At 39.5% G+C, this 23,017-nt stretch carries 21 protein-coding genes; 11 read left to right on the top strand and 10 right to left on the bottom strand.

Going from position 1 to position 23,017, the window contains the following annotated elements; genetic code table 11:
* Position 1: 1 nt before the first annotated feature.
* Together AC52J8_RS10545 and AC52J8_RS10540 are read right to left on the bottom strand one after the other, a co-directional pair.
* Positions 2-736: an aspartate/glutamate racemase family protein gene (locus AC52J8_RS10545; protein WP_086398902.1), complete on the bottom strand. Its 735-nt coding sequence runs from the start codon at positions 734-736 to the stop codon at positions 2-4.
* Positions 736-2,202: an NCS1 family nucleobase:cation symporter-1 gene (locus AC52J8_RS10540; RefSeq protein ID WP_086398903.1), complete on the bottom strand. Its 1,467-nt coding sequence runs from the start codon at positions 2,200-2,202 to the stop codon at positions 736-738. The genes AC52J8_RS10545 and AC52J8_RS10540 overlap by 1 nt, the downstream gene beginning before the upstream one ends.
* 401 nt (positions 2,203-2,603) lie before the next feature.
* Here AC52J8_RS10540 and AC52J8_RS10535 point away from each other — a divergent pair, with 401 nt between their 5' ends.
* Entirely contained in the window at positions 2,604-3,344 is a 741-nt protein-coding gene (locus tag AC52J8_RS10535; RefSeq protein ID WP_086398904.1) for a GntR family transcriptional regulator, read from the top strand.
* Positions 3,345-3,393: 49 nt separating this feature from the next.
* Here the strand turns inward: AC52J8_RS10535 and AC52J8_RS10530 are convergent, their stop codons facing one another.
* The gene (locus tag AC52J8_RS10530) at positions 3,394-4,284 is read right to left on the bottom strand and encodes a LysR family transcriptional regulator (protein WP_086398905.1); all 891 of its coding nucleotides are present in this window, start codon (positions 4,282-4,284) and stop codon (positions 3,394-3,396) included.
* A gap of 196 nt (positions 4,285-4,480) precedes the next feature.
* On the opposite strand from AC52J8_RS10530, the gene AC52J8_RS10525 reads away from it, so the two are divergent.
* From AC52J8_RS10525 to AC52J8_RS10515, 3 genes are all read left to right on the top strand, one after another.
* Positions 4,481-5,167 carry a hydrolase gene (locus tag AC52J8_RS10525; RefSeq protein WP_001043290.1) on the top strand — a complete coding sequence of 229 codons (687 nt, stop codon included), beginning with the start codon at positions 4,481-4,483 and terminating at the stop codon, positions 5,165-5,167.
* 109 nt (positions 5,168-5,276) lie between these two features.
* A complete protein-coding gene (locus AC52J8_RS10520) occupies positions 5,277-7,151 on the top strand; it encodes an amidohydrolase (protein WP_086398906.1) in 1,875 nt (624 codons plus the stop codon).
* Positions 7,152-7,207: 56 nt separating this feature from the next.
* Entirely contained in the window at positions 7,208-7,369 is a 162-nt protein-coding gene (locus AC52J8_RS10515) for a DUF1427 family protein (RefSeq protein WP_000784879.1), read from the top strand.
* 68 nt (positions 7,370-7,437) lie between these two features.
* Here AC52J8_RS10515 and arsC read toward each other — a convergent pair whose 3' ends face one another.
* Positions 7,438-7,866 (bottom strand): arsenate reductase (glutaredoxin), encoded by a 429-nt coding sequence (arsC, locus tag AC52J8_RS10510; RefSeq protein WP_086398907.1) that lies wholly within the window; start codon positions 7,864-7,866, stop codon positions 7,438-7,440.
* An 84-nt stretch (positions 7,867-7,950) separates the two neighbouring features.
* Between arsC and AC52J8_RS10505 the strand changes: the two genes are divergently transcribed.
* From AC52J8_RS10505 to arsH, 4 genes are read left to right on the top strand one after another with little or no spacing between them, the layout of a single operon-like run.
* A complete protein-coding gene (locus tag AC52J8_RS10505) occupies positions 7,951-8,280 on the top strand; it encodes a metalloregulator ArsR/SmtB family transcription factor (protein ID WP_086398908.1) in 330 nt (109 codons plus the stop codon).
* Between the two features lie 4 nt (positions 8,281-8,284).
* Positions 8,285-8,758, top strand: a complete 474-nt coding sequence (locus AC52J8_RS10500) for an arsenate reductase ArsC (RefSeq protein WP_086398909.1) — start codon at positions 8,285-8,287, stop codon at positions 8,756-8,758.
* A gap of 10 nt (positions 8,759-8,768) precedes the next feature.
* A complete protein-coding gene (arsB, locus tag AC52J8_RS10495) occupies positions 8,769-9,815 on the top strand; it encodes an ACR3 family arsenite efflux transporter (RefSeq protein WP_086266135.1) in 1,047 nt (348 codons plus the stop codon).
* Complete coding sequence (gene arsH / locus AC52J8_RS10490) at positions 9,802-10,515, top strand: arsenical resistance protein ArsH (protein ID WP_086398910.1); 714 nt, start codon at positions 9,802-9,804, stop codon at positions 10,513-10,515. The genes arsB and arsH overlap by 14 nt, the downstream gene beginning before the upstream one ends.
* Before the next feature lie 57 nt (positions 10,516-10,572).
* Here arsH and AC52J8_RS10485 read toward each other — a convergent pair whose 3' ends face one another.
* Positions 10,573-11,475, bottom strand: coding sequence for a LysR family transcriptional regulator (locus tag AC52J8_RS10485; RefSeq protein ID WP_068564295.1), 903 nt, complete (start codon positions 11,473-11,475; stop codon positions 10,573-10,575).
* Positions 11,476-11,576: 101 nt separating this feature from the next.
* Between AC52J8_RS10485 and AC52J8_RS10480 the strand changes: the two genes are divergently transcribed.
* The 3 genes from AC52J8_RS10480 to ahpF all read left to right on the top strand — a co-directional run bounded on the left by AC52J8_RS10480 (position 11,577) and on the right by ahpF (position 14,405).
* Positions 11,577-12,137 carry a chromate transporter gene (locus tag AC52J8_RS10480; RefSeq protein WP_086266134.1) on the top strand — a complete coding sequence of 187 codons (561 nt, stop codon included), beginning with the start codon at positions 11,577-11,579 and terminating at the stop codon, positions 12,135-12,137.
* A complete protein-coding gene (locus AC52J8_RS10475) occupies positions 12,137-12,658 on the top strand; it encodes a chromate transporter (protein WP_000501457.1) in 522 nt (173 codons plus the stop codon). The genes AC52J8_RS10480 and AC52J8_RS10475 overlap by 1 nt, the downstream gene beginning before the upstream one ends.
* 181 nt (positions 12,659-12,839) lie before the next feature.
* Positions 12,840-14,405, top strand: a complete 1,566-nt coding sequence (gene ahpF / locus AC52J8_RS10470; RefSeq protein ID WP_031946971.1) for an alkyl hydroperoxide reductase subunit F — start codon at positions 12,840-12,842, stop codon at positions 14,403-14,405.
* Positions 14,406-14,458: 53 nt separating this feature from the next.
* On the opposite strand, the gene AC52J8_RS10465 is transcribed toward ahpF, so the two are convergent.
* From AC52J8_RS10465 to dnaE, 5 genes are all read right to left on the bottom strand, one after another.
* Positions 14,459-16,465, bottom strand: coding sequence for an esterase/lipase family protein (locus tag AC52J8_RS10465; protein ID WP_086398911.1), 2,007 nt, complete (start codon positions 16,463-16,465; stop codon positions 14,459-14,461).
* Between the two features lie 116 nt (positions 16,466-16,581).
* Complete coding sequence (locus AC52J8_RS10460; protein WP_017399898.1) at positions 16,582-17,520, bottom strand: ABUW_2363 family tetratricopeptide repeat lipoprotein; 939 nt, start codon at positions 17,518-17,520, stop codon at positions 16,582-16,584.
* 105 nt (positions 17,521-17,625) lie between these two features.
* Positions 17,626-18,438: a serine O-acetyltransferase gene (gene cysE / locus AC52J8_RS10455; protein ID WP_017403186.1), complete on the bottom strand. Its 813-nt coding sequence runs from the start codon at positions 18,436-18,438 to the stop codon at positions 17,626-17,628.
* Positions 18,431-19,270, bottom strand: a complete 840-nt coding sequence (locus AC52J8_RS10450; RefSeq protein WP_197738923.1) for an RNA methyltransferase — start codon at positions 19,268-19,270, stop codon at positions 18,431-18,433. Before AC52J8_RS10450 ends, cysE begins: the two co-directional genes overlap by 8 nt.
* 14 nt (positions 19,271-19,284) lie before the next feature.
* Entirely contained in the window at positions 19,285-22,848 is a 3,564-nt protein-coding gene (dnaE, locus tag AC52J8_RS10445) for a DNA polymerase III subunit alpha (RefSeq protein ID WP_086398912.1), read from the bottom strand.
* Positions 22,849-23,017 lie beyond the last annotated feature (169 nt).

Raw genomic sequence — 23,017 nt, 5'->3', positions numbered from 1 at the left:
TTTAGTTCATTCCAAATCCTGACAATATGCCTGTGTAGTTCTTTACAGGAGGTGAGGCCCAATCACCAACTTTGCTGGTTTTTAAATTTAACTGAACTAACATTTCAGCTTGTTTAACGGCTGCTGTAACGCCGTCAATAACAATCACTCCCAACTCGTTTTGCAGTTTTAGGCACAAATCACTCATACCTGCACAGCCCAAAACAATTGCATCACTTTTATCTTCTACTAGTGCTTTCTTGCATTCATTTCGTACGGTCCGATAGGCATCTGAGCCTGGAAGCTCCAACTCTTCAACTGCAATATCACAAGCTCGAATATTTTTGCAAAATGGCGTAGCCCCATAGCGATGAGCCAAATGCCAACTCATATTCACTGTACGTTGTAAGGTGGTGACTATACTAAACCCAGTACTGATATAACTTGCAGTTCGCATAGCTGCTTCGGCAATTCCAATCACAGGTGCTGACGTCATTTCACGGGCAGCATAAAGTGCAGGGTCACCAAAACAGGCAATAATATAAGCATTTACACCTAGATGCTCACCTTGGCGAATTTCCTCCAACACACCTACGGCACTTAGAGCTTCATCATAATAACTTTCAATTGTTGCAGGGCCCATTTGAGGACTCACTGCAATAATTTGAGTACCAGAACTGGCGACTACTTTTGCTGATGCAGCAATTTTGTCAGTCATACTTTGGGTGGTATTGGGATTAATAATTTTTATTTTCATTATACTTTTGCCTTAGTCAGTGCCGATTTAGCATGAGCAAGCGGTTGATTAAGAAATCGGTAAATGACAAAACCGAATCCCATACCGATAAACCATGTGAAATTAGCCAGCCCAGACAGTTGTGGTAAAAGTACGCAGAGAATAGGAATTAATGAAGCTGGAATTAAGGCATAAAAGGCAGAGTGGTTATAACCATTTTTGTACCAATACAAGCCTTTAGTATCTAAGGTATATAAATCATCTACCACGATTTTTTGTTTTTTAACGAGGTAAAAATCGGCGAGCAATACGCCAAAAAGTGGACCGATAAATGCGCCTAAAATATCAATGGTGTAATGGATCACTTGAGGATTATTAAACAAATTCCATGGGGTAATGAAAATTGAACCTACTGCCGCAATCATTCCACCCATGCGCCAGCTAATTTTGCTGGGTGAAACATTAGAAAAATCAAAGGCAGGTGAAACAAAGTTAGCGACAATATTAATCCCGATGGTGGCAATCATTAAGGTCAAACTACCTAAAATCACCACAAAGGTGTTATCCAGTTTACCGACCATCTCGACAGGGTCTGTAATGAGCTTGCCGTACACTGGAAGCGTTGCTGCAATACACACCACAGTAAGTAAAGAAAAGCCTAAGAAGTTAATCGGTAAGCCAAGAAAGTTGCCCATTTTAATCGCGTTAAAACTTTTACCATAACGAGAGAAGTCACCAAAATTCAGCATAGGCCCTGAAAAATATGAGACAACAAGCGCAATAGCACCAATCATGACAGGTACAACCGCAAAGCCGTCGTATTGAACACCGCTCAAGTTTAAATCAATATTTTGCCAGCCAGCTTTCCAGATGAGCCATACTGCCATCGCAAACATCACAACATAGACAGCTGGGCCTGCCCAGTCAATGAACTTACGAATACTGTCCATGCCAGACCAGAAAACAATCGCTTGCAGTAGCCAAAGCAGCATGAAACCAACCCATCCTAAATAGGAAAGCCCGAGAAAGCCGTAAGTTGAAACATCAGCATAGGCTGACCATTCTGGAAAGAACTTTAAAATGACCAATAAAAAGGCACTGGAGGCCAAATAAGTTTGAATGCCATACCATGCGACAGCAATAAGACCACGGATAACAGCAGGAATATTTGCACCAAGCACACCGAAAGTGGCACGACAAATAACAGGATAGGGCGTACCTGTTTGTTGGCTAGACTTGGCAATCAGGTTTGTAAAAAATTGAACTATAGCAATGCCGATGAGTAAAGATAAAAGTACCTGCCAGCTATTGAGCCCTAGTGCAAAAAGGCTCCCAGCCATGACATAACCGCCGACACTATGAACATCAGACATCCAGAAAGCAAAAATATTATAAGCGCCCCAAGTTTGCTTTTTTAAAGGAGCTAAGTCTTGATTTGTCAGTTTTGCATCATAAGAAGGTTTAATTATTGCTTCGGTATTATTCATCTTGAACACTCACTTCCCTTATGTTGGGCTGGCACGTTCTTCAGCAGCTTGAAATTCTGGCTAAAAGAATGAAATTAAAATTGTGCACAATGTGATATTTTTATTGTGCACAATCTTAATTCAGCAAAAGTTATGCCAAATTTGCGAAGTAGCGCTTATGAGTCATTTAAACTGGTATGGATTTTGGATATGCAGAGACAGATTTATAAAATGGGAAGTGCTTAATTTTTTATAAAAAGTAAGTAAAGTTAGGTGTATAAGTGGATATTTAGAAGTCTAATATCGAATTGTTTAGCTCAACATTAGTGTTTTGGAAATGAGAGCAATATTCCAAAATGCTTAAGTTAAACTTACACTACAGTTATTAGATAAAGTTTTAGAAAGAGGAGGCGTTAATAAAAATGGAGAAATCAATGCCATCAAATGCACCAAAAAAAGCCGTAGAAATGAGCAATGATGAAATTGATGACCATATATATAACGCTATTGTAGATGCTATTTTAAATCGACAACTCGTTCCTGGCGCACGTTTAGTTGAAGCACCTTTGTGTGAGGCATTTGGTGTAACGAGGGGAGTGTTAAGACGTGTTTTCGTCAAACTTGCACATGATAAGGTTATCGAAATTCAGCCCAATCGTGGGGCACTCATTGCAAAACATAGTGTTCATGAAACAAAAGAGGTCTTTGAAGCACGCAGCATGCTTGAAATCGCCACTGTAAAAAAGTTAGCTCAAAAGTCACATAACCTAGATTTTAGTGAGCTTCGAGGCTTAGTAGATCAAGAGTCTCATGAGCGTTTAGCTGGCAATTGGGCCGAGTGGATTAAGCTATCGGGGCAATTTCATTTAAAGCTGATTGAAGCAAATCAAAATACGATTATGACCAGTTATTTGCAGACACTTATTGCAAGGACTTCATTATTAATTGGCTTATATGAAATTCCAAAACATAATAATTGTTCGGCAGATGAACACCGTGCAATTTTAGATGCGATTGAACAAGGCGATGAAAAACGAGCAACTCAATTGATGGAAGAGCATTTAGAACATTACGCGACGACCTTTATTGAAGAAGACAGCACAGCGTCAGCAGAACAAAATTTATTAAATTTATTTAAAAATAAGAAGATTGAATCCATTTAAACTAACTAAAAATAATGGGGCCAATTCTTCTGGAAAAGGCCCAGATTGGTTATTTTATGGGAACGATTTGACGTGTTAGAAAATCAATAAATAATTTTACTTTCTTCGATAAAATCTTACGGTTTGGCCATGTGACATATAAGTGAAGTGGCTGACTGGTGTAGTCCTCCAAACATTTCTGTAATTTACCTTCTTTGTAGTAAGGCTCTGCAATAAACTCTGGAAGAAAAACAATACCGTGGTCTTTTAAACACATATCTAATAATAATTCACCATTATTACAGGTCATCACAGGGAAACAATTGAAAGACACTTCCTTTTGATCTTTTTGGAAAATCAATTTCTTATGTCGACTATCTTGATAGTAAATCAGAAATTTATGATCTTTAAGTTCTTCTAATGAGTCTGGTAATCCATGCTGATTGAAATACTCAGGTGTTGCATATAAATAGCGTTGATAGGTATTTAATATTTTACTATTTGCTAAGTTTGGAGGAGAGCCATCTACACGAATGGTTAAATCAAATTTATTATTATTCATATCTAATAGCTGATCAGTCATGAATAAATCAATTTTGATGCTGGGATATTTCTCTATAAAGTCCGAAATAATATTTTGAAGAAAAATATTGCTAAAAGACATGGGCGTATTGAGTTTAAGTTCACCTTCAGGATATTGCTGGTTATAGCTAATTTCGTAGGCAGCCCATTCGAATTCACTTAAAATGACTTTACTATGCTGATAGAACTTTTCCCCACAAGAGGTGAGATTCATCTGTCTGGTGGTGCGGGTTAATAGTGTGGTTTTTAGGTCATTTTCGAGGTAGCAAACACGTTTTGCCACTAAGTCACGAGAGATATCGAGAGCTCTGGCTGCACTACTAAAATTCCCATGTTCTACGACACTTACAAAAGTGGAAATACAATCTAATCGATCCATGGATAAGCAAAAGTTAAAAAAATATATATCAATGATTAAACTATAAAAATTAAAAAGCAATCATTGATTTTATTGTATTCGTACAGCATACAGATTCGTGCCGTTTTACTGTCTATGCTTTTACATTTTTATTTGTTTTGATAATAAGCACAAGGCAATTTTAAAAGCCTTAAATAACGAAGAATGGAGTTTACCCGTGAATAAATCACTTTTAGAACAACTATCACCAACAAATTGTCAGGTTATTTTTATTGATCATCAGCCACAAATGGCTTTTGGGGTACAGTCAATAGACCGCCAAGTATTAAAAAATAATACGGTAGGGTTAGCAAAAGCAGCTAAAACATTCAATATTCCTGTCACCATTACCACGGTTGAAACTGAAAGCTTCTCTGGTCATACCTATCCAGAACTTTTAGATGTATTTCCAGATGCTCCATTACTAGAACGTACTTCAATGAATTCGTGGGATGACCAAAAAGTACGTGATTCACTTGCAAAAAATAATCGTAAAAAAGTGATTGTTTCAGGTTTGTGGACAGAAGTGTGCAACAACACCTTTGCTTTTGGGGCCATGCTTGAAGGGGATTATGAAATTTATATGGTCGCGGATGCTTCAGGTGGTACATCGAAAGAAGCTCATGACTATGCCATGCAACGTATGATTCAAGCTGGTGTTGTTCCGGTAACTTGGCAACAAGTATTACTTGAATGGCAGCGTGATTGGGCACACCGTGATACGTATGATGCAGTTATGGCAATTGTACGCGAACATTCTGGTGCTTACGGTATGGGTGTGGATTATGCTTATACGATGGTACATAAGGCACCTGAGCGTACAACATCAAAACATGAAGTACTTGCACCAGTTCCTGCAAAATAAAACACTACTGATTTAGGTAAAGGCATGTCTAGTATTCAATATTTAAGTGATATTAATACAGATATGCCTTTATTTTTTAGAACGATAATTCACAAGAATGGAGTTCAGAATGACCGAAATAAACCTCATACTCATAAACGGTAAAATCACAACATTAGACCCCAAAAGTCCAGAAGTACAAGCAATTGCGATTGCAGATGGTAAAGTGTTACGCACGGGTACAAATGATGAGGTTATGAAGCTCGCAACACCAACAAGCAAAGTTGTAGATTTAAATGGCCGTCGCGTTATACCAGGTCTAAATGACAGTCATTTGCATATTATTCGTGGTGGCCTAAATTACAATATGGAGCTGCGCTGGGAAGGTGTGCCATCCGTTGCCGATGCGTTACGCTTACTCAAAGAACAAGCAGACAATACTCCAGCTCCACAATGGGTTCGTGTCGTAGGCGGTTGGACTGAATTCCAGTTTGCCGAAAAGCGTTTACCGACTTTAGAGGAAATTAATAAAGCTGCACCAGATACTCCAGTATTTGTTTTACATCTATATGCCAGTGCTTTGTTGAACCGAGCTGCACTTGATGTATTAGGCTTTAACAAAGATACACCGGACCCACCAGGTGGCAAGATTGTACGAAATGAAAAAGGTGAGCCAACAGGTCTGTTGCTCGCTACGCCATCCGCTATGATTTTATATTCGACTTTAGGGAAAGCGCCGAAATTGCCAGTTGAAGATCAAGTCAATTCAACTCGTCATTTCATGCGTGAACTGAACCGATTAGGCATTACTTCAGCAATTGATGCAGGTGGCGGTGGGCAAAACTATCCTGAAGATTATGATGTGATTAAGCAATTGCACGATCAAAATCAAATGACGGTTCGAATTGCTTATAACCTATTTGCTCAAAAAGCAGGCCAAGAGCTTGATGATTATCGCCGTTGGACAGAAATGACATTTCCGGGTGATGGTGATGAGCTATTTAGAATGAATGGAGCAGGTGAGAACCTGACGTGGTCAGCGGGTGACTTTGAAGATTTCTATGAGCCACGTCCAGATTTACCAGACAAAATGGAAGGCGAACTCGAAGCTATTGTAGAACACTTGGCTGAAAAGAAATGGCCATTCCGTATTCATGCAACTTATGATGAAAGTATTAATCGCTTACTGAATGTATTTGAGCGCGTCAATTCAAAACAGCCATTTGCGACACGATTTATTATTGACCATGCCGAAACTGTATCTGAGCGTAATATTGAACGTATTGGCGCGTTGGGTGGTGGTATTGCCATTCAACACCGTATGGCATATCAAGGTGAGATTTTCGTAAAACGCTATGGTGCCGAAGCCGCTCAGGCAACGCCACCAGTTAAGAAAATGTTAGAACTCGGTGTTCCTGTGGGTGCGGGGACAGATGCGACTCGTGTTGCCTCTTATAACCCTTGGGTGTGTTTGTATTGGCTAAGTACAGGTAAAACAGTCGGCGGTTTACCTCTCTATGAGGAAAAAAATCTATTAGACCGTCAAACAGCACTCAAACTCTGGACTAAAGGTTCAGCTTGGTTCTCAGGTGAAAAAGATGTCAAAGGTTCACTCACAGCAGGGGAACTTGCCGACTTAGTTGTGCTGTCAGATGACTACTTTAAAGTTGAAGCAGAAGATATCCAGTGGATTGAGTCTGTACTCACTGTTTTAGGCGGCAAAGTGGTGTACGCAGGGGCAGAGTTTAAGCACGACGATCCGCCGTTACCGCCAGCATCTCCGACATGGTCGCCGGTAAAACGCTTCGGTGGTCAGTGGCGGTTATCCGAAAACCGTAATGCTCCTTCCAATCAATCATTACAGTCACAAAGTGCATTGTGTGCATGTGCTAGCAGCTGTGGAATGCATGGACACAGCCACGCTTGGATGCTTGATGTTCCTGTAAATGATAAGGACAAAAAATCTTTCTGGGGCGCACTTGGGTGCTCGTGTTTTGCATTTTAAATAAAACAGTATGGGAACCTGCTGATTAAATGGCTTGATTCTCTAAGGTATGTACGATGAAAATGTACTTGTTATCTTTGGCTGTAGGGTTGCTTGTTGGTGTCTTATATTACGTCTTAAATGTTAAGTCACCAGCTCCACCTCTTGTTGCATTAGTCGGTTTATTAGGCATGGTAATAGGAGAGCAACTGCTTCCTTTTATCAAATCCTATTTTTAATCCATTTCACTCAAAAAAGCTAAATGGTGCCATGCCATTTAGCTTTTTATATTAATAAATATCTTCAATTACTTTATACGGCGGCCTTGTTCATCAATGATTACTTCACCATCTTCTTTTGCAAAATAGCTTAAGTTTTGTGTATCTAAAATATCCAATACAATCTCAGAAGGGCGGCAAAGTCGCGTGCCTTTTGGTGTAACCACAAATGGGCGATTAATTAAAATTGGGTACTGAACCATAAAATCAATTAACTGTTCATCGGTCCAATGGCCTTGTTCCAACTCTAACTCTTTGTAGGGATCAACATTTTTACGAATTGCTTCACGTACAGTTAAGCCTGAATCCTTAATGAGTTGAATCAATTCATCTTTACTTGGTGGTGTTTGCAAATATTCAATAACGATAGGCTCAAACCCAGCATGACGAATAAGCGCCAATGTATTGCGTGAGGTTCCGCAAGCAGGGTTATGGTAAATTTTCACTAGCTCAGTCATGGTAAATTTATTGTCAAATTAAGATATTGCATTTATATATGGATATCCGTATATTTGCAATAACGAATATATTCTGTTGAAGATATGATCAATCAAGTCGATTTCTTTAAATGTCTATCTGACCAAACTCGGTTAAACATTCTTAAATTAGTTCTTAGCAAACAAAATATTTGTGTCTGTGAGTTAACTGAACAGCTTGAGTTGAGCCAACCGAAAATCTCCAGACACTTAGCTTTATTAAGAACTCATGGCATTTTACTTGATGCACGACAGGGGCAATGGGTGTATTACAGCGTCAATCCAGATTTACCCAATTGGGCTGTTGAAGTTTTGAAAACTATAGCAAGCCAAGATGAAAATTTAGTGAATCAATCATCTTTACAGTTTTCTTCTATTTCTACCTATTGTGAGTAACACCATGAAATTTTTATTTTTATGTACTGGAAACAGTTGCCGTAGCATTTTGTCAGAAGTTTTATTTAACAGCCGTGCACCAGAAGGTTGGAAAGCTTATAGCGCTGGTAGTAAACCATCAGGACAGGTACATCCATTAACCATTGAAACACTTGAAAACTTAGGTCTTTCCACAGATGGGCTATGGAGTAAAACTATTGATGACTGCGAGCAGTATCAACCAGATGTTGTGATTACAGTCTGTGATTCTGCTGCACAAGAAGTATGCCCACTTTATTTAGGTGGCGCAATCAAAGCACATTGGGGTTTAAGTGACCCATCTCACTTAGACTTGCCGAAAGAAGAAAAGCTTAAAGCATTCCAAGAGACTGTAGCTCATATTAATCGTCGTTTAGATGCATTGTTTGCACTTGATGTTGCGAACCTAAACCGTTCACATTTGATTGCTGAGATTAATGAAATCTCTCATATTGAGTAAGAAAGCAGACATGACTAAGCAAAAACTTTCCTTTTTAGACCGAAATTTGACGCTATGGATTTTTATAGCCATGGCTTTAGGTTTGGCAATTGGAGTTTTCTTTCCTCAGGCCTCGGTTTCTTTGAACCAGATGAGTGTGGATAACGTTAATATCCCAATCGCAATCGGCTTAATTTTGATGATGTATCCACCTTTAGCAAAGGTTGACTACGCTACGTTACCAGAAGTATTTAAAGATAAGAAAACTTTAACTTTGTCATTGGTTCAAAACTGGTTGATAGCTCCAGTTTTAATGTTCGCACTTGCGATTGTTTTTCTGCATAGTTATCCAGAGTATATGACTGGTCTTATTTTAATTGGTTTGGCACGTTGTATTGCAATGGTTTTGGTCTGGAATGGTCTTGCTTGTGGTGATAACCAATATGTTGCAGCGTTGGTTGCATTTAACAGTATTTTCCAAATCTTATTTTTCAGTACCTATGCATGGTTATTCTTAACCTTTTTGCCGCCTTATTTTGGTGTGGCAGGGCAAGTCATTGATGTGAATTTCTGGACTATTACACATGCGGTTTTGGTGTACTTGGGTATTCCATTTTTGATGGGGTTCTTGACGCGTTTGATTTTAGTCAAGTCGAAAGGTTTGGAATGGTATCAAACTAAATTTTTACCTAAAATTAGTCCGATTAGTTTAATTGCTTTACTTTTTACCATCGTGGCGATGTTTAGCCTAAAAGGTGGTGATGTCGTGAGCTTACCTTTAGATGTATTACGTATTGCAATCCCATTGACGATTTACTTTGTGGTGATGTTCTTCATTAGCTTCTTTATGAGTAAACGTATGGGAAATAACTATCCACGTACCACTGCTATTTCGTTTACTGCGGCTGGTAACAATTTTGAGTTAGCTTTAGCGGTTGCCATTGCAACATTTGGTTTGGCATCACCTGTGGCATTTACCACAGTGATTGGACCATTGGTTGAAGTTCCCGTTTTAATTTCACTCGTTACCGTTTCTCTTTGGTTAAAGAAAAAGTATTTCTCAGATGAACAGTCTTAATAATGAATTATCAAATGTAGCATTAGATCTTCTTGATAAGCCTACATTTGAGCAAGTGCAAGCACAGCAGCTTGAGCATCCACCTCGCATTTTATTGCTATATGGTTCTAATCGTGAACGTTCTTATAGTCGTTTTGCTGTGCTGACTGCTGGTCGAATCCTTGAATACTTAGGTGCTGAAGTCAAAATCTTTCATCCTAAAGGTTTACCTTTACCTGAGGATGCAGGAACTGATCATCCGAAAGTTCAAGAATTACATGCGCTTTTGGCTTGGGCAGAAGGTATGGTGTGGTGTTCACCAGAACGTCATGGTGCAATGAGTTCAATTTTAAAAGCCCAGATTGACTGGATTCCTTTGGCAGCCGGAGCAATCCGTGCAACTCAAGGTAAAACCTTAGCAGTCATGCAAGTTAGTGGTGGTTCGCAGTCATTTAATGCGGTCAATCAAATGCGTATTTTAGGGCGTTGGATGCGCATGATTACCATCCCAAATCAGTCTTCGGTTGCTAAAGCTTTTTTAGAGTTTGAAGAAGATGGCAGTATGAAACCATCCTCTTACTATGACCGAATCGTTGATGTTATGGAAGAATTGTATAAGTTCACTTTATTAACACGTGGGCAAAAACAGTATTTGACAGATCGCTATTCTGAGCGCAAAGAATCAGCAGAAGAGCTGTCAAAACGAGTAAATCAAAAATAAACAGTTTCATAAAAAAGTGCTCCACTCGGGGCACTTTTTATTGCTTAGCTTTTACACTCAGGCCATTGTGGGCAAAAGTTTTTGTAATAGTTCAATAAAATTTGAAACTTTGGCAGAGCTCTCATTTTCTCGTGTAATCAAGTAAATAGGCGCATTCATTTTTATTGAATCATCAAAATCGCGATACACAATTTCATGTTCCCAAAAGTTATGCATTGAGGCTGGCACAATCGTTATACCAATTCCAGCAGCAACTAAATTTAATGTTGCAGTTGGCCGAGGTGCTTCCTGAATAATGCGTGGACTAAAACCTGCTTGGTAGCAACTATATAAAATATTGTCATATAAACCTTGTCCTGAAGAACGACGGTATAAAACAAAATTTTCATTTGATAAGTCATTTGAGCTAATTTTTTCTTTTTGTGTAAGTGGATGGCCTATAGGCAATGCCACCATCATTGGCTCATCTAATATATGAAGATGTTTTAACCCGATGTCACGGCTGATCGGTGCTCTTAAAAAAGCAATATCAAGTTTCTCAGAGATTAAACGATCTAATTGTTTTTGACTGCCTGCTTCTTCAAGTTTGGTTTGTACCTTGGGATATATTTCTCGATATGAGCGCAATACTAATGAAATGAGCGGATGCAAGCCCGCAGAACTTGTAAAACCAATATTGAGTTGACCAGTTTTACCTTGGCTAACATCTTGGACTAATTTCGGAATATGTCTGGCATGTTCTAATAAAAGTTGTGCTTCTTTAAATAAGGCTAAACCAGCCTCAGTTGGTTCAATTCCTCGAGGCTGGCGAATAAGTAATTGTGTACCAAGTTCTTCTTCGAGTTTTTTAAGTAAACGCGTTAGAGGCGGCTGTTGAATAAACAATCGGTTTGCAGCATGCGTAATATTCCTTTCTTCAACTACCACAACAAAGGCATGGAGCTTATGTAAATCGAGCATAGGAATACCTTTATGGTATGGTTAATGAAAATAAAAGCATTTGTAGATATATCACAAAAGTATCATTCTATCTTGGTCAGATAAAGTGAAAAGTAACGAAAATGAACCATGTTGAGATTGCTGTGCAGAAGGAGAGTGTCCCGACCAGCACAGAGTTATTTTTAGGTTTTTTAACATTAGGTTTAATTGGGTTCGGTGGCGTGCTGCCTTTAGCCCGTAAAGTTATTGTAGAGCAGAGACAGTGGTTAAGCCCTGAAAAATTCACTGAGTTACTTGGTCTGTGTCAATTTTTACCAGGCGGCAATATTATTAATTTATCGGTTGCGATTGGCATGGAGTTTCGCGGTGTTCGTGGGGCAGTGAGCTCACTCATTGGTCTGATCCTTGCACCTACGATAATTGTTGTACTTTTACATTATGTTTATGAGCAGTTCCAAGATAATTTAATGGTTAAGCATCTTTTTGAAGGTTTAGCTGCTGCGGCGGCTGGGCTACTAGTTGCAACAGGTTTAAAAATGCTTAAGCCATTGTTACGTAATCCATTAGCGATTTGCGTAGTGGTTGCTGCAATTATCAGTATTGCTTTTCTAAAAATCTCTTTACTAGTGACGATGCTGATTTTGTTGGCATTTTATTCAGCTATCATTTGGAGACGTGTGTAATGGGTGCAGTTCTACTTACTTTAGCGATCATTTTTACTCAATTGTCTCTTATTGCATTTGGTGGCGGGAATACAATTTTGCCTGAGATGCAACGCCAAGTAGTTGATATTCATCACTGGATGACTGCACAAGAATTCAGTGCATTGTTCGCCATGGCTCAAGCTGCCCCTGGTCCGAACATGATGATTGTACCTTTGGTGGGATGGCATGTAGCAGGGTTGTCAGGTCTACTTGTAACGTCTACTGCTAAATTTTTACCTTCCTCTCTTATTACTGTATTTGTGATGAGAGGCTGGTCAAAATTTAAAGATAAGAAATGGCGTCGTGTTTTACAGCTTGCTTTACAACCTGTCACTGTGGGAACTGTACTTGCCAGTGCGTGGATTATTTCTGAGGCAGCGGCAATAAATACTTTACTCATTATTATGGTAGTCATTGCAACTTTATTATCTTTAATTAAAAAGGTTCATCCTTTACATGTTTTGATTGCTGGGGCTGTATTTGGTGTGGTCTTACTCTAGTTTAACCAGTTTGCCGACCTGCGCTGGATGAGTTCAGGTTGGCTTTTTTTAATTTGAAGTAAATAATAATTAAATCTAAAAAACCGATTAAATCTATAAAAACATACTGTTTCACCTATTCTGTGTTTTCACGTACTATGCATCTATTGAAAGAATTTGGATGCATTGGAGTAAAAAACAGATGTTAGATCAAAACATTAAAACTCAATTAAAAGCTTATTTAGAACGTCTAGAAAGTCCAATCGAATTAGTTGCTGCCTTAGATGAATCAGATAAAGCAGCTCAAATTAAAGAGTTGGTAAGTGAAATCGCTGAGCTTTCTGACAAGGTGACTGCCCGTTTTGACGGTAACAATACACGTCGTCCAAGCTTTGGTGTCGCTAAAGCAGGTGAACAACCTCGTGTGTTCTTTGCAGGCTTACCTATGGGCCATGAGTTTACGTCTTTGATCTTGGCACTGTTGCAGGTGTCTGGCTATGCACCAAAAGTTTCTGATGAAGTACTCAACCAGATTAAAGGTTTAAATCTCAAAGCCAACTTTGATGTATTCGTATCGCTTAGCTGTCATAACTGTCCGGACGTGGTACAGGCACTTAACCTGATTGCGATTTATAACCCGAACACCACAGCAACCATGATTGACGGTTCATTCTTCCAAGACGAAGTTGAGCAACGCAAAATCATGGCAGTACCGATGGTATTCCAAGACAACGAACACATTGGTCAAGGTCGTATGACGCTTGAAGAGATTGTGGCAAAACTTGATACCAACTCAGCTGAAAAAGATGCGGCAGCACTCAATGCTAAAGATGCTTTTGATGTATTGGTGATTGGTGGCGGTCCTGCGGGTGCAACGGCTGCAATTTATGCTGCACGTAAAGGCATTAATACTGGTATCGTGGCTGAACGCTTCGGTGGTCAGGTCATGGACACCATGGACATTGAAAACTTCACTTCTGTGCAAAAGACTCAAGGTCCTAAGTTTGCTGCCGAGATGGAAGCCCATGTTCGTGAATATGATGTCGATATCATGAACTTGCAACGTGTCAGCAAAATCACGGGTGCCAACCAGACTGCAAATGGCTTGGTTGAAGTTGAACTTGAAAACGGTGCAAAACTTGAATCGAAAACTGTGATCCTTTCTACAGGTGCACGTTGGAGAGAGATGAATGTACCGGGTGAGCAAGAATACCGTACCCGTGGTGTTGCGTACTGCCCACACTGTGATGGTCCATTGTTCAAAGGCAAACGTGTTGCCGTGATTGGTGGTGGTAACTCAGGTGTTGAAGCAGCGATTGACCTTGCAGGGATTGTTGAGCATGTCACTTTAGTTGAGTTTGATACTAAACTTCGTGCTGACCAAGTGTTGCAAAACAAATTGCATAGCTTGCCAAACACAACGGTGATTATGAATGCCTTAAGTACAGAAGTGTTAGGTGATGGTTCACAAGTGACTGGTCTTAAATATAAAGACCGTGCGACTGATGAAGAGCATGTGGTCGAGCTTGCAGGGATCTTTGTACAGATTGGTTTACTACCAAACACTGACTTCTTGAAAGACAGTGAAGTTGAATTAACCAACCGTGGCGAGATCATTGTGAATGACCGCAACGAAACCAATGTACAAGGTGTATTTGCGGCGGGTGACTGTACGACTGTACCTTACAAGCAAATCATTATTGCTACAGGTGAAGGCGCTAAAGCATCACTCTCAGCGTTTGATTACATCATCCGTTCTGGGCAATAAAATTTAAGTCCAAAACGAAAGAGCCAAAGGATAACCTTTGGCTCTTTTTCTTTTTATGGTTTATATAAACCGTGTTCGACTAAATGCTCTCGTAAAATACGACGTAACTCTAATACAGCTTGTGGTGTCAGTTGGATTGAATGACCACCTGGAAGAACTTTCTCAGATTTTGCACCTTCTAAGTGAGCACTCTTATAAGGGACAATACCATCGGTAATCACATTTGGATCATCACTCTTGGTGATGTTACCCATAATAGAGTGGAAAACTAATCCTTGGTGTGGATTAATATCTTTTGTGAGTTCCATAAATTTAGATTGATGACTTAGATCGCTCGGTCCATTTTGAATCAAACCATTATCAATATTACTCAAGAAATCTTTAACATCTAAATTTTCAGTTGTCAGTGAAGTCGCTACAGCCGACAAAAATGCACCCGGTAAACGAATAATTTTACGTGCTGCCAAGGTAAACCAACGATCCGCATAATCTGTACCGCGATGAGGAGAAGCCAAGAAAATTGCACGATCAAAATTATTGATTGAATGCATTTGCAATCGTTCAGTAACCATTGGATGTTTTTTAAAGCGGTTTTGCTGACGAATCGTCATCAACTCTAAGGCAGGTTTAGTAATATCTCCATCACTGACCAGTAAACGGCTGATAATACCTCCCATACTATGTCCAACAAGGACCGCATCATGCGCGGCAGGGTCACTTGGGTTTAATGAACCAAAAGCTTGTTTCAAGAGAGCATAAATCTGAAAACGACTTTCCAAAATTGGCATGTTGGTCGAATAGAAAACTTGCCAAACTTGGTAATTGTCTCTTAAAACCGTATCGCCCATAACATCATTGGTCAGCGCAATCCATGCCTCGGGGCTACTTGCCAAACCATGTACTAACACAATAATTTTCTTATTTGGGTTGTATGGTTCAAGCATATAGAGATGCGGCATAGTTAAATGCTGATCGCGGTCAATCAGAGTTAAATAAGCTGCAACCCCTAAATTGTTTTCGGCTAACCATAGGCCATAAGGTGCTGAAAAGTTAGCTGCTAGAGGATATTGTTTGCCTGCTACATTAATATTATCTGTTCGATATGGGTCATAAACCCGAATGACGAATTCTGGATTATTAATAATTTCTTCGACAGTGGTCGCGTGCTTGGGTTCAGCTACAATAGTCGCAGCTAAGTAGCGTGCATTATGAATATTTGGATTAACACCATTTTTATAATTATATTTAAGTGGGTCTAGGATATATTCATTAATATCTTCATTTCCTGAACTCGGAAAAACAGCCACAAATTCGGAGCCAAAACCATCGCGGCGGTTAATGGTTCTTAAGCCAGAAAAATTCAGGTTATAACTTGAAATTAATTTTTCTAGTTTTTGACCCGTTAATTGTTTATGAAATTCAAAATCGATTGAATAAATACTTTTACCAATATGAATTTGTGGTTCAACAACATTTTTCTTTGGATGTCTTAAGTCATAAACACCGACCATTTTGGCGATTGCTTGATTATAGAAATCGCGAATTTGAACTTGTCTATTATCAAAAATACGGTCATTAGGCTTACGTTTTGTGGAAAATAGATAGGCATAGCTATAGCGAATACTTTTATCTAATAGGGTCAATTGCTGGTCTAAGCAATCAGCATATCTATTCAGAATATTCTTTTGTTCTTCTTCAGATTTATGTTTAGTAAATCTACTTACTTTACAGTCAGATGTATCTGATAAAGCCATTGCTTTTGCGAGATACATCTCGCTTGCTGCTGATAAGAACTGTTCATCTAAAATTTGAGGAAGGTTTTTGAGTTGATTTACACAGGTTTCAGGTGTATCTGTACAAACTTTAGCTTCCTGACCAGACATTGATAAAACATTCAGACTCGCTTCGCTAAGTTTATCTTGGGTAAGAATACTATTACGTTCATTTGCAATCGTTACATTCAAAGCTTGCTGTTTAACATTTACGACCTGACAACCACTCAGAATTGAACCGAGTAGTATGACCGTCAACAGTGTTTTGCTTCTTTTTATTGAAAACATTATGGTCAAAATATAGTGGCTCAATGGTAGGTAGATCATACAAATTTTAAAATATTTTTCAAATGATCAAATATAAAAAAGGGCTGTCAAAACAGCACTTTTTTATAGAATTAAGCTTATTTTTTAGGTGCAGCAGGAGTAGTTGCTGACATTGCTGGGTTAGTTAAAACTTGCCATACGTTCCAACGACCTTGTTTTTCAATTTCTTGAATTAAACGGTCAGCAATTTCCGCTTCATCTGGATATTTAACTTTATAGTTCTTTAGCGTCTGGATCGCGTTTTTCTTTTGCTCCATTGCAATATAGTTATTTGCAGCAGCTAAATATGCTTCTTGAACATTACCTTTAATGGCTTTGTCTAAGTATGGAATCGCTTCACGTTGACCGCCACCTTCAGATAAACCAAAACCGAACCAGAAATTTGTTTCCGCATCATCTGGATTAATTTTTAAAAGTCTTTGAGCATATTCTAAAGATTTAGTGGTATGAACAGTACCTAAATCAAGGTTACGTGCAAGAACACTTGCTTTAAAAGCACGAATTAAAATATCAAATGATGCATTTGGATTTGCAGCAAGTGTATCAAGTTGTTGTGTTACTTCTTTAAGTTTACTTTCAAAGCCTTTACGTTCTTGACGGTCAGTAAAGCGAGGTGGGTAGTGACGTGCTTTACCTTCCACTAACTGTAAGAAGTCATCAATAGTAGTCACGTCAATTTCATTTTCACCGGCTAAAACTGCGTATTTCATTGAACGTTGTGAATTATTGACAGTCGGAACGATCAGTTTATTGACGTCGAGAGTAAGCTGTTTGGTTGGATCATCTTGACGATTAACGACCATTTTGGTTACAGGCTGTGCAGCAGCGTCTTTTAATGCAACTTCAAATGCTGGTGGCTGATCATAGTTAAAAGGGTTTAGCGCATAAAAAGGAGGAGTAAGCTCTGGTTCCTTGAAAACAAAAGGCTCAATTTTTTGTTCTTTTACGGGTGCCATTGTACAAGCGGTTAAACTTGAGGTCGCAAGGATTATATATGCCAAAGGCTTAAAATTCATAGGATCTTCCGTTCATTTTAGTAAAGTCAGATTTGGTACAGGTAAGTCTAGGAAAAGCTAAACAGACATGCAAGGGTAAGCGTGTTACATTATGAATCAAGAATATTACGTTTTTGATGTCTTATCTTGCGCACCGCATTCACGACGAACTTCTTCAATAATTTTCAGTTCTTCATCACTAAAAGGCTGTTCATCCTGACTTTCTTTTTTGAAGCTCGGGTCTAGCTCTGATAAACGTTGGCATAAATTATTCATACGCGTTTCATTATGCTGAATACGATCAAGTAAAACGCGCATACCCTCTAAAATAGGGTCAGACTGATCAGCAGTTGTCGCATATGGAGCGAAACCAATACTTTGCGCATAATCACGGCGACGTTCTTCATCTTTATTCTTGTCAGGTGCATCTTTATAAATATAGCGGGCAGGGTTCCCTACAGCGGTCACGCCAGCAGGAACAGCTTTAGTTACCACAGCATTTGAACCGACTTTAGCACCTTTGCCTATGGTAAATGGACCTAAAATTTTTGCACCAGCACCAACAACAACGCCATCTTCTAAAGTTGGGTGGCGTTTACCTTTATTCCATGTTGTTCCACCTAGGGTAACACCATGATAAAGCGTAACATCATCGCCAATTTCAGCCGTTTCACCAATCACAACACCCATACCGTGATCAATAAAAAAACGTTTACCGATTTTAGCGCCAGGATGAATTTCAATTCCTGTTGCAAAACGACTAAATGAAGAAAGTAGGCGAGCAGCACCTTTACAATCTTTTTGCCATAACTCATGTGCGACACGATGCATCATAATCGCATGAATGCCAGGGTAGGTCGTGAGAACTTCGAGTGTATTGCGGGCAGCAGGATCTCGCGCAAATACAGCCTTTATATCTTCTTTCAGCTGTTTAAGCATTGGGTTGATCCTCCTTGTCAGATAATGCTTTTTTCCATTTACCAGTGGTTAGGGCTTGTACTCGACTAAAAATACCGCGAAGTAAATGATATTCCATACGATCTAATTGTATACGACCAAATAAACGACGCAAGCGTAAAGGTAACAAACGTGGATTATCTGGATCTAAAAATTCAATTTCGGTCAGCATTTTCTCTAGATGAGGGTAAAACTCTTCCATTTGTTGCTGAGTCACCAATGGTTCATCCCATTGCATGCTTTGACCTTGAACTAATGGCATTTCATCTACTTCTTGATCGACTTTCTCTTGCTCAAGAGCAGACATGCGAAGCTCGTAACATACGACTTGAATCGCTTGCGCAACATTTAATACGCCATAGTCTGGATTGACAGGAATTGTTAAATGATAATTTGCCAGTGCTAATTCTTCGTTAGTTAAACCACGATCTTCACGGCCAAAAACAATCGCAATTTGTTGCCCTTGAGTAGTGGCCTTAATAGCTTCTTTGGCAGCTGGTCTTACGTCAAGTAAAGGCCAAGGAATAGTACGGCTACGTGCACTTGTTCCAAATACTAAATGGCAATCTTTAATAGCATCTTCTAAGGTATCGACAATCTCAAGATGTTCAAATAAATCCTGGGCACCAGCAGCAAGCGCTTGTATGTCTGGGTGAGGATATGTTTTAGGTGCAACAAGAACTAATTTAATTAGTCCCATTGTTTTCATGGCGCGTAAAGCACTGCCAATATTAGCTGGCAAGGTAGTGTTTACCATGACAATACGCACTTGTGCTAATTGTTTTGACACAGTGTTGTGATCAAACGAACTCATAAGATTTCCAGAAATTACGAATATTGAGAAACTTCGCTTTGGTATAAATCCAATGCATCGTCCATAGTCATGTCCGCAGGAGGGGAAGCAACGGTTTGCGGACGAGCAGGTTCTGCTGCTTTAGCTGCTTTCGACTTTACTTGATATTCAATATAAATATTATCTTTACCAAAATAATCTCTGAGTTTAGCAAGTAATTCATCGAGAGGAGCAACTTTCCATTGCGGACCAAGTTGAAGCTCAGCTTGAGCATAAGGTTGATCAATCTGTAGCTGTAGAGTGATATGTTGATGCATATCTACATTGCAAAATGGCAAGATTATGTTTTGTAAATCTTTTGCCAAAGTGGCTTGCATAAACTCTTCTGCTAATTTGATCTGAATACTGTTAGCACGTTTTTGTCGTATTTCATTTAAAGTAAAAGCCTTGGTTAAACGGCCCATTGGACGTTCAAAGCCTTCTCTTTCATAAATTTCGCCTTCAAAGACGACAACACGCTCAACTTGGATAATATCTTTAAAACGTTGGAAACGTTCATGGTTGCAACTTACTTCAATACGAGCTGTACCATCATCTAGTACAATAACTACCCGATTCGGGAAGTTTGCGACGTCAATAACTAAACCTGCATACACTGTTGTAACACCGCGACGTGTAGCCGTAATTTCATTTAATTTTACCGGAATAAAAGCTTTAAGTTCTTGTCGGTAAACATCAATTGGGTGACCAGTGAGATATAGGCCAAGCGTGTCTTTTTCGCCTTTTAGACGAACTTCATCACTCCACGGTTTTACTGGTTTAGCTGGCTTACGCTGAACTTCTTCAACCTCACCAAATAAATCCATAATACCGCTTTCACGGTTACTTCGCGCTTGTTCAGCAGCTTGAACAGCTTCAGGCAATTGTGCCATTAAGCTTGCACGTTCAATTCCCAAGCAATCGAGTGCACCTGCACGAATCAACGCTTCAAGAGTACGCTTATTGATTTTCTTCAAATCAATACGATGGCAAAAATCGAATAGATCTGTATAAGGACCAAATTGTCGACGAGAGTCAATAACTGACTGCATCGCTTGTTCGCCGACACCTTTAATTGCACCTAAACCATATACAATAGTTTTATCATCGCTCGCATGGAAATGATAAGTCGACATATTGACTGATGGTGGTAAAACTTCTAGGCCATTATTTCGGCAGTCATCAATTAAAAATACAACACTGTCGGTGTTCTGCATTTCCGATGACATTACCGCTGCCATAAACTCAGCAGGATAATGTGCTTTTAACCATGCAGTATGGTAAGCAACTAGGGCGTAAGCGGCAGCGTGAGATTTGTTGAAACCATAGCCTGCGAACTTTTCCATATAGTCAAAGATATGGTTGGCTGTACTTTCATCAATTCCTTTTTCAGCAGCACCTGCCAAGAAGATTTGGCGTTGTTTCACCATCTCCTCAGGTTTCTTTTTACCCATTGCACGGCGAAGTAAGTCCGCGCCACCTAATGTGTAACCTGCACAGATCTGTGCTGTCTGCATCACCTGTTCTTGGTAAACCATAATCCCGTAAGTTGGCTCTAATACACCTTCAAGAAGTGGGTGAAGATATTCAAAATCTCCACCATGCATACGGTGAATAAAGTCAGGAATAAGATCCATTGGACCAGGACGGTACAATGATACGAACGCAATAATCTCTTCAAATTTACTTGGACGTGCTTCTTTAAGCATTCGTTTCATGCCGACGGATTCAAACTGGAATACCGCTGTTGTATTTGCATCGGCAAAGACAGAATATGCTTTAGCATCATCAAGTGGAACATGCGAAATTATGAGTGGATCATTACTATCGCGATTTTTATTAATATTTTGAATTGCGTCTTCAATAACGGTTAAGTTACGTAAACCCAAGAAGTCGAATTTGACGAGACCTGCTGCTTCTACATCGTCTTTATCATATTGAGCAACACGGCTTGTTCCATCTTCCTCACAAAGTACAGCCGAGAAATCGGTAATCTTGCCGGGTGCAATAACAACACCGCCGGCATGTTTACCGGTATTTCGGGTGATACCTTCTAATTTTAATGCCATTTCCCAGATTTCACTCGCATCATCATTATCTGGGTTAGATGGGTTGGTAACGATATCTTTAAGCTGGGGTTCCATCTCGATAGCAGTGGCTAAGTCCACACCGAGCGGTTTAGTTGGTACCATTTTTGAGATACGGTCAGCTAAACCGTAAGATTTACCTAAAACACGCGCAACGTCACGAATTGCACCTTTTGCTGCCATCGTACCGAAAGTTGCAATTTGTGATACGGCTTCACGTCCATAGGTACGGGAAACATAATCAATGACGCGGTCACGTCCGGCAATACAGAAGTCGACATCAAAGTCAGGCATCGAAACACGTTCTGGGTTTAAGAAACGTTCGAAAAGTAGATCGTAACGAAGAGGATCAAGGTCAGTAATTTTTAAGCTATAGGCAACGAGTGAGCCCGCACCTGAACCACGTCCAGGTCCTACAGGAACGCCATTATTTTTTGCCCACTGGATGAAGTCCATGACGATAAGGAAGTAACCCGGGAATCCCATTTTGAGGATAATGCCGACTTCGTAATCAATTCGTTCATCATAAGGTTTACGAATTTCTGGCCAGTCTTCGCCACGTTTTTCGACAGGGTAGAGATAATCTAAACGTTCTTCTAGACCTACTTTTGACAAATGCTCAAAGTAAGTGTCGATGGTAAAGCCATCTGGAATTGGATAGTCAGGTAAAAAGTAAGTGCCGAGTTGTAGGCTAACATTACAGCGTTTTGCAATGTTATAGGTGTTTTCGATAGCACTTGGGATATCTGAAAACAACTCGATCATTTCGTTCGAGGTTTTAAAATGTTGCTCAGGGCTATATAAACGTGGACGACGGTCATCTGCTAATACATAGCCATCAGCAATACAAACACGGGCTTCGTGGGCTTCAAAATCTTCTTTTTCTACAAAGTGCACATCATTATGTGCAACTACACCGACATTATATTGGGCAGCAAGTTTAGCGGCTTCTTGAATAAAGTCTTCTTCACCAGGACGATCGGTACGTGTTAAAGCCAGATAAACACGGTTACCAAATTTTTCGATCCATGCTTCTAAAAGCGGAGCTGCTTTTTGAGGGTTAGATGAGCAAAGCATCTGACCCACATCACTATGTTGACCAAGTAAAACAATAATATCTTGATGCTGTTCAAGTACCCATTCTTTTTTTACACATGGAATACTGAGTTGTTGCCCTTCAATAAAACCGCGTGAAACGATTTCGGTGAGACTTTTCCAGCCTACATTACTCATTGCAAGTAAAGTTGCACGATGTTGAGCATCGTCAAGGCGAATTGTGCTACCTAAAAGCGGCTTAATCCCTTTTTTTAAACAAGAATTATAAAATTTTACTGCTGCATGAAGGTTTGATAGATCGGTTAATGCCAGTGCAGGCATTTGGTCTTTAACCGCAGCGTTGACCAAGTCAGGTATGCGAACTATCGACTCTGTAATCGAAAATTCTGTATAAATACCGAGATGAACAAACTGCATAAACCAATCCTTAATACGACTGCAGCATAGTTTAGCACGCAAAGTTAAAACGAAATGCTTAATATTTTGGCAAACTGTTAAGGATTTTATTATTTAAGAAGAATGATTTGAATATCTATTGTACAGATTTAATATAAAAGAGCTTATTTTTAAGAAATAGGACCAACCC

The sequence above is a fragment of the Acinetobacter sp. S-1 genome (assembly GCF_059579785.1).
This window is presented reverse-complemented; position numbering and strand designations above follow the sequence as displayed.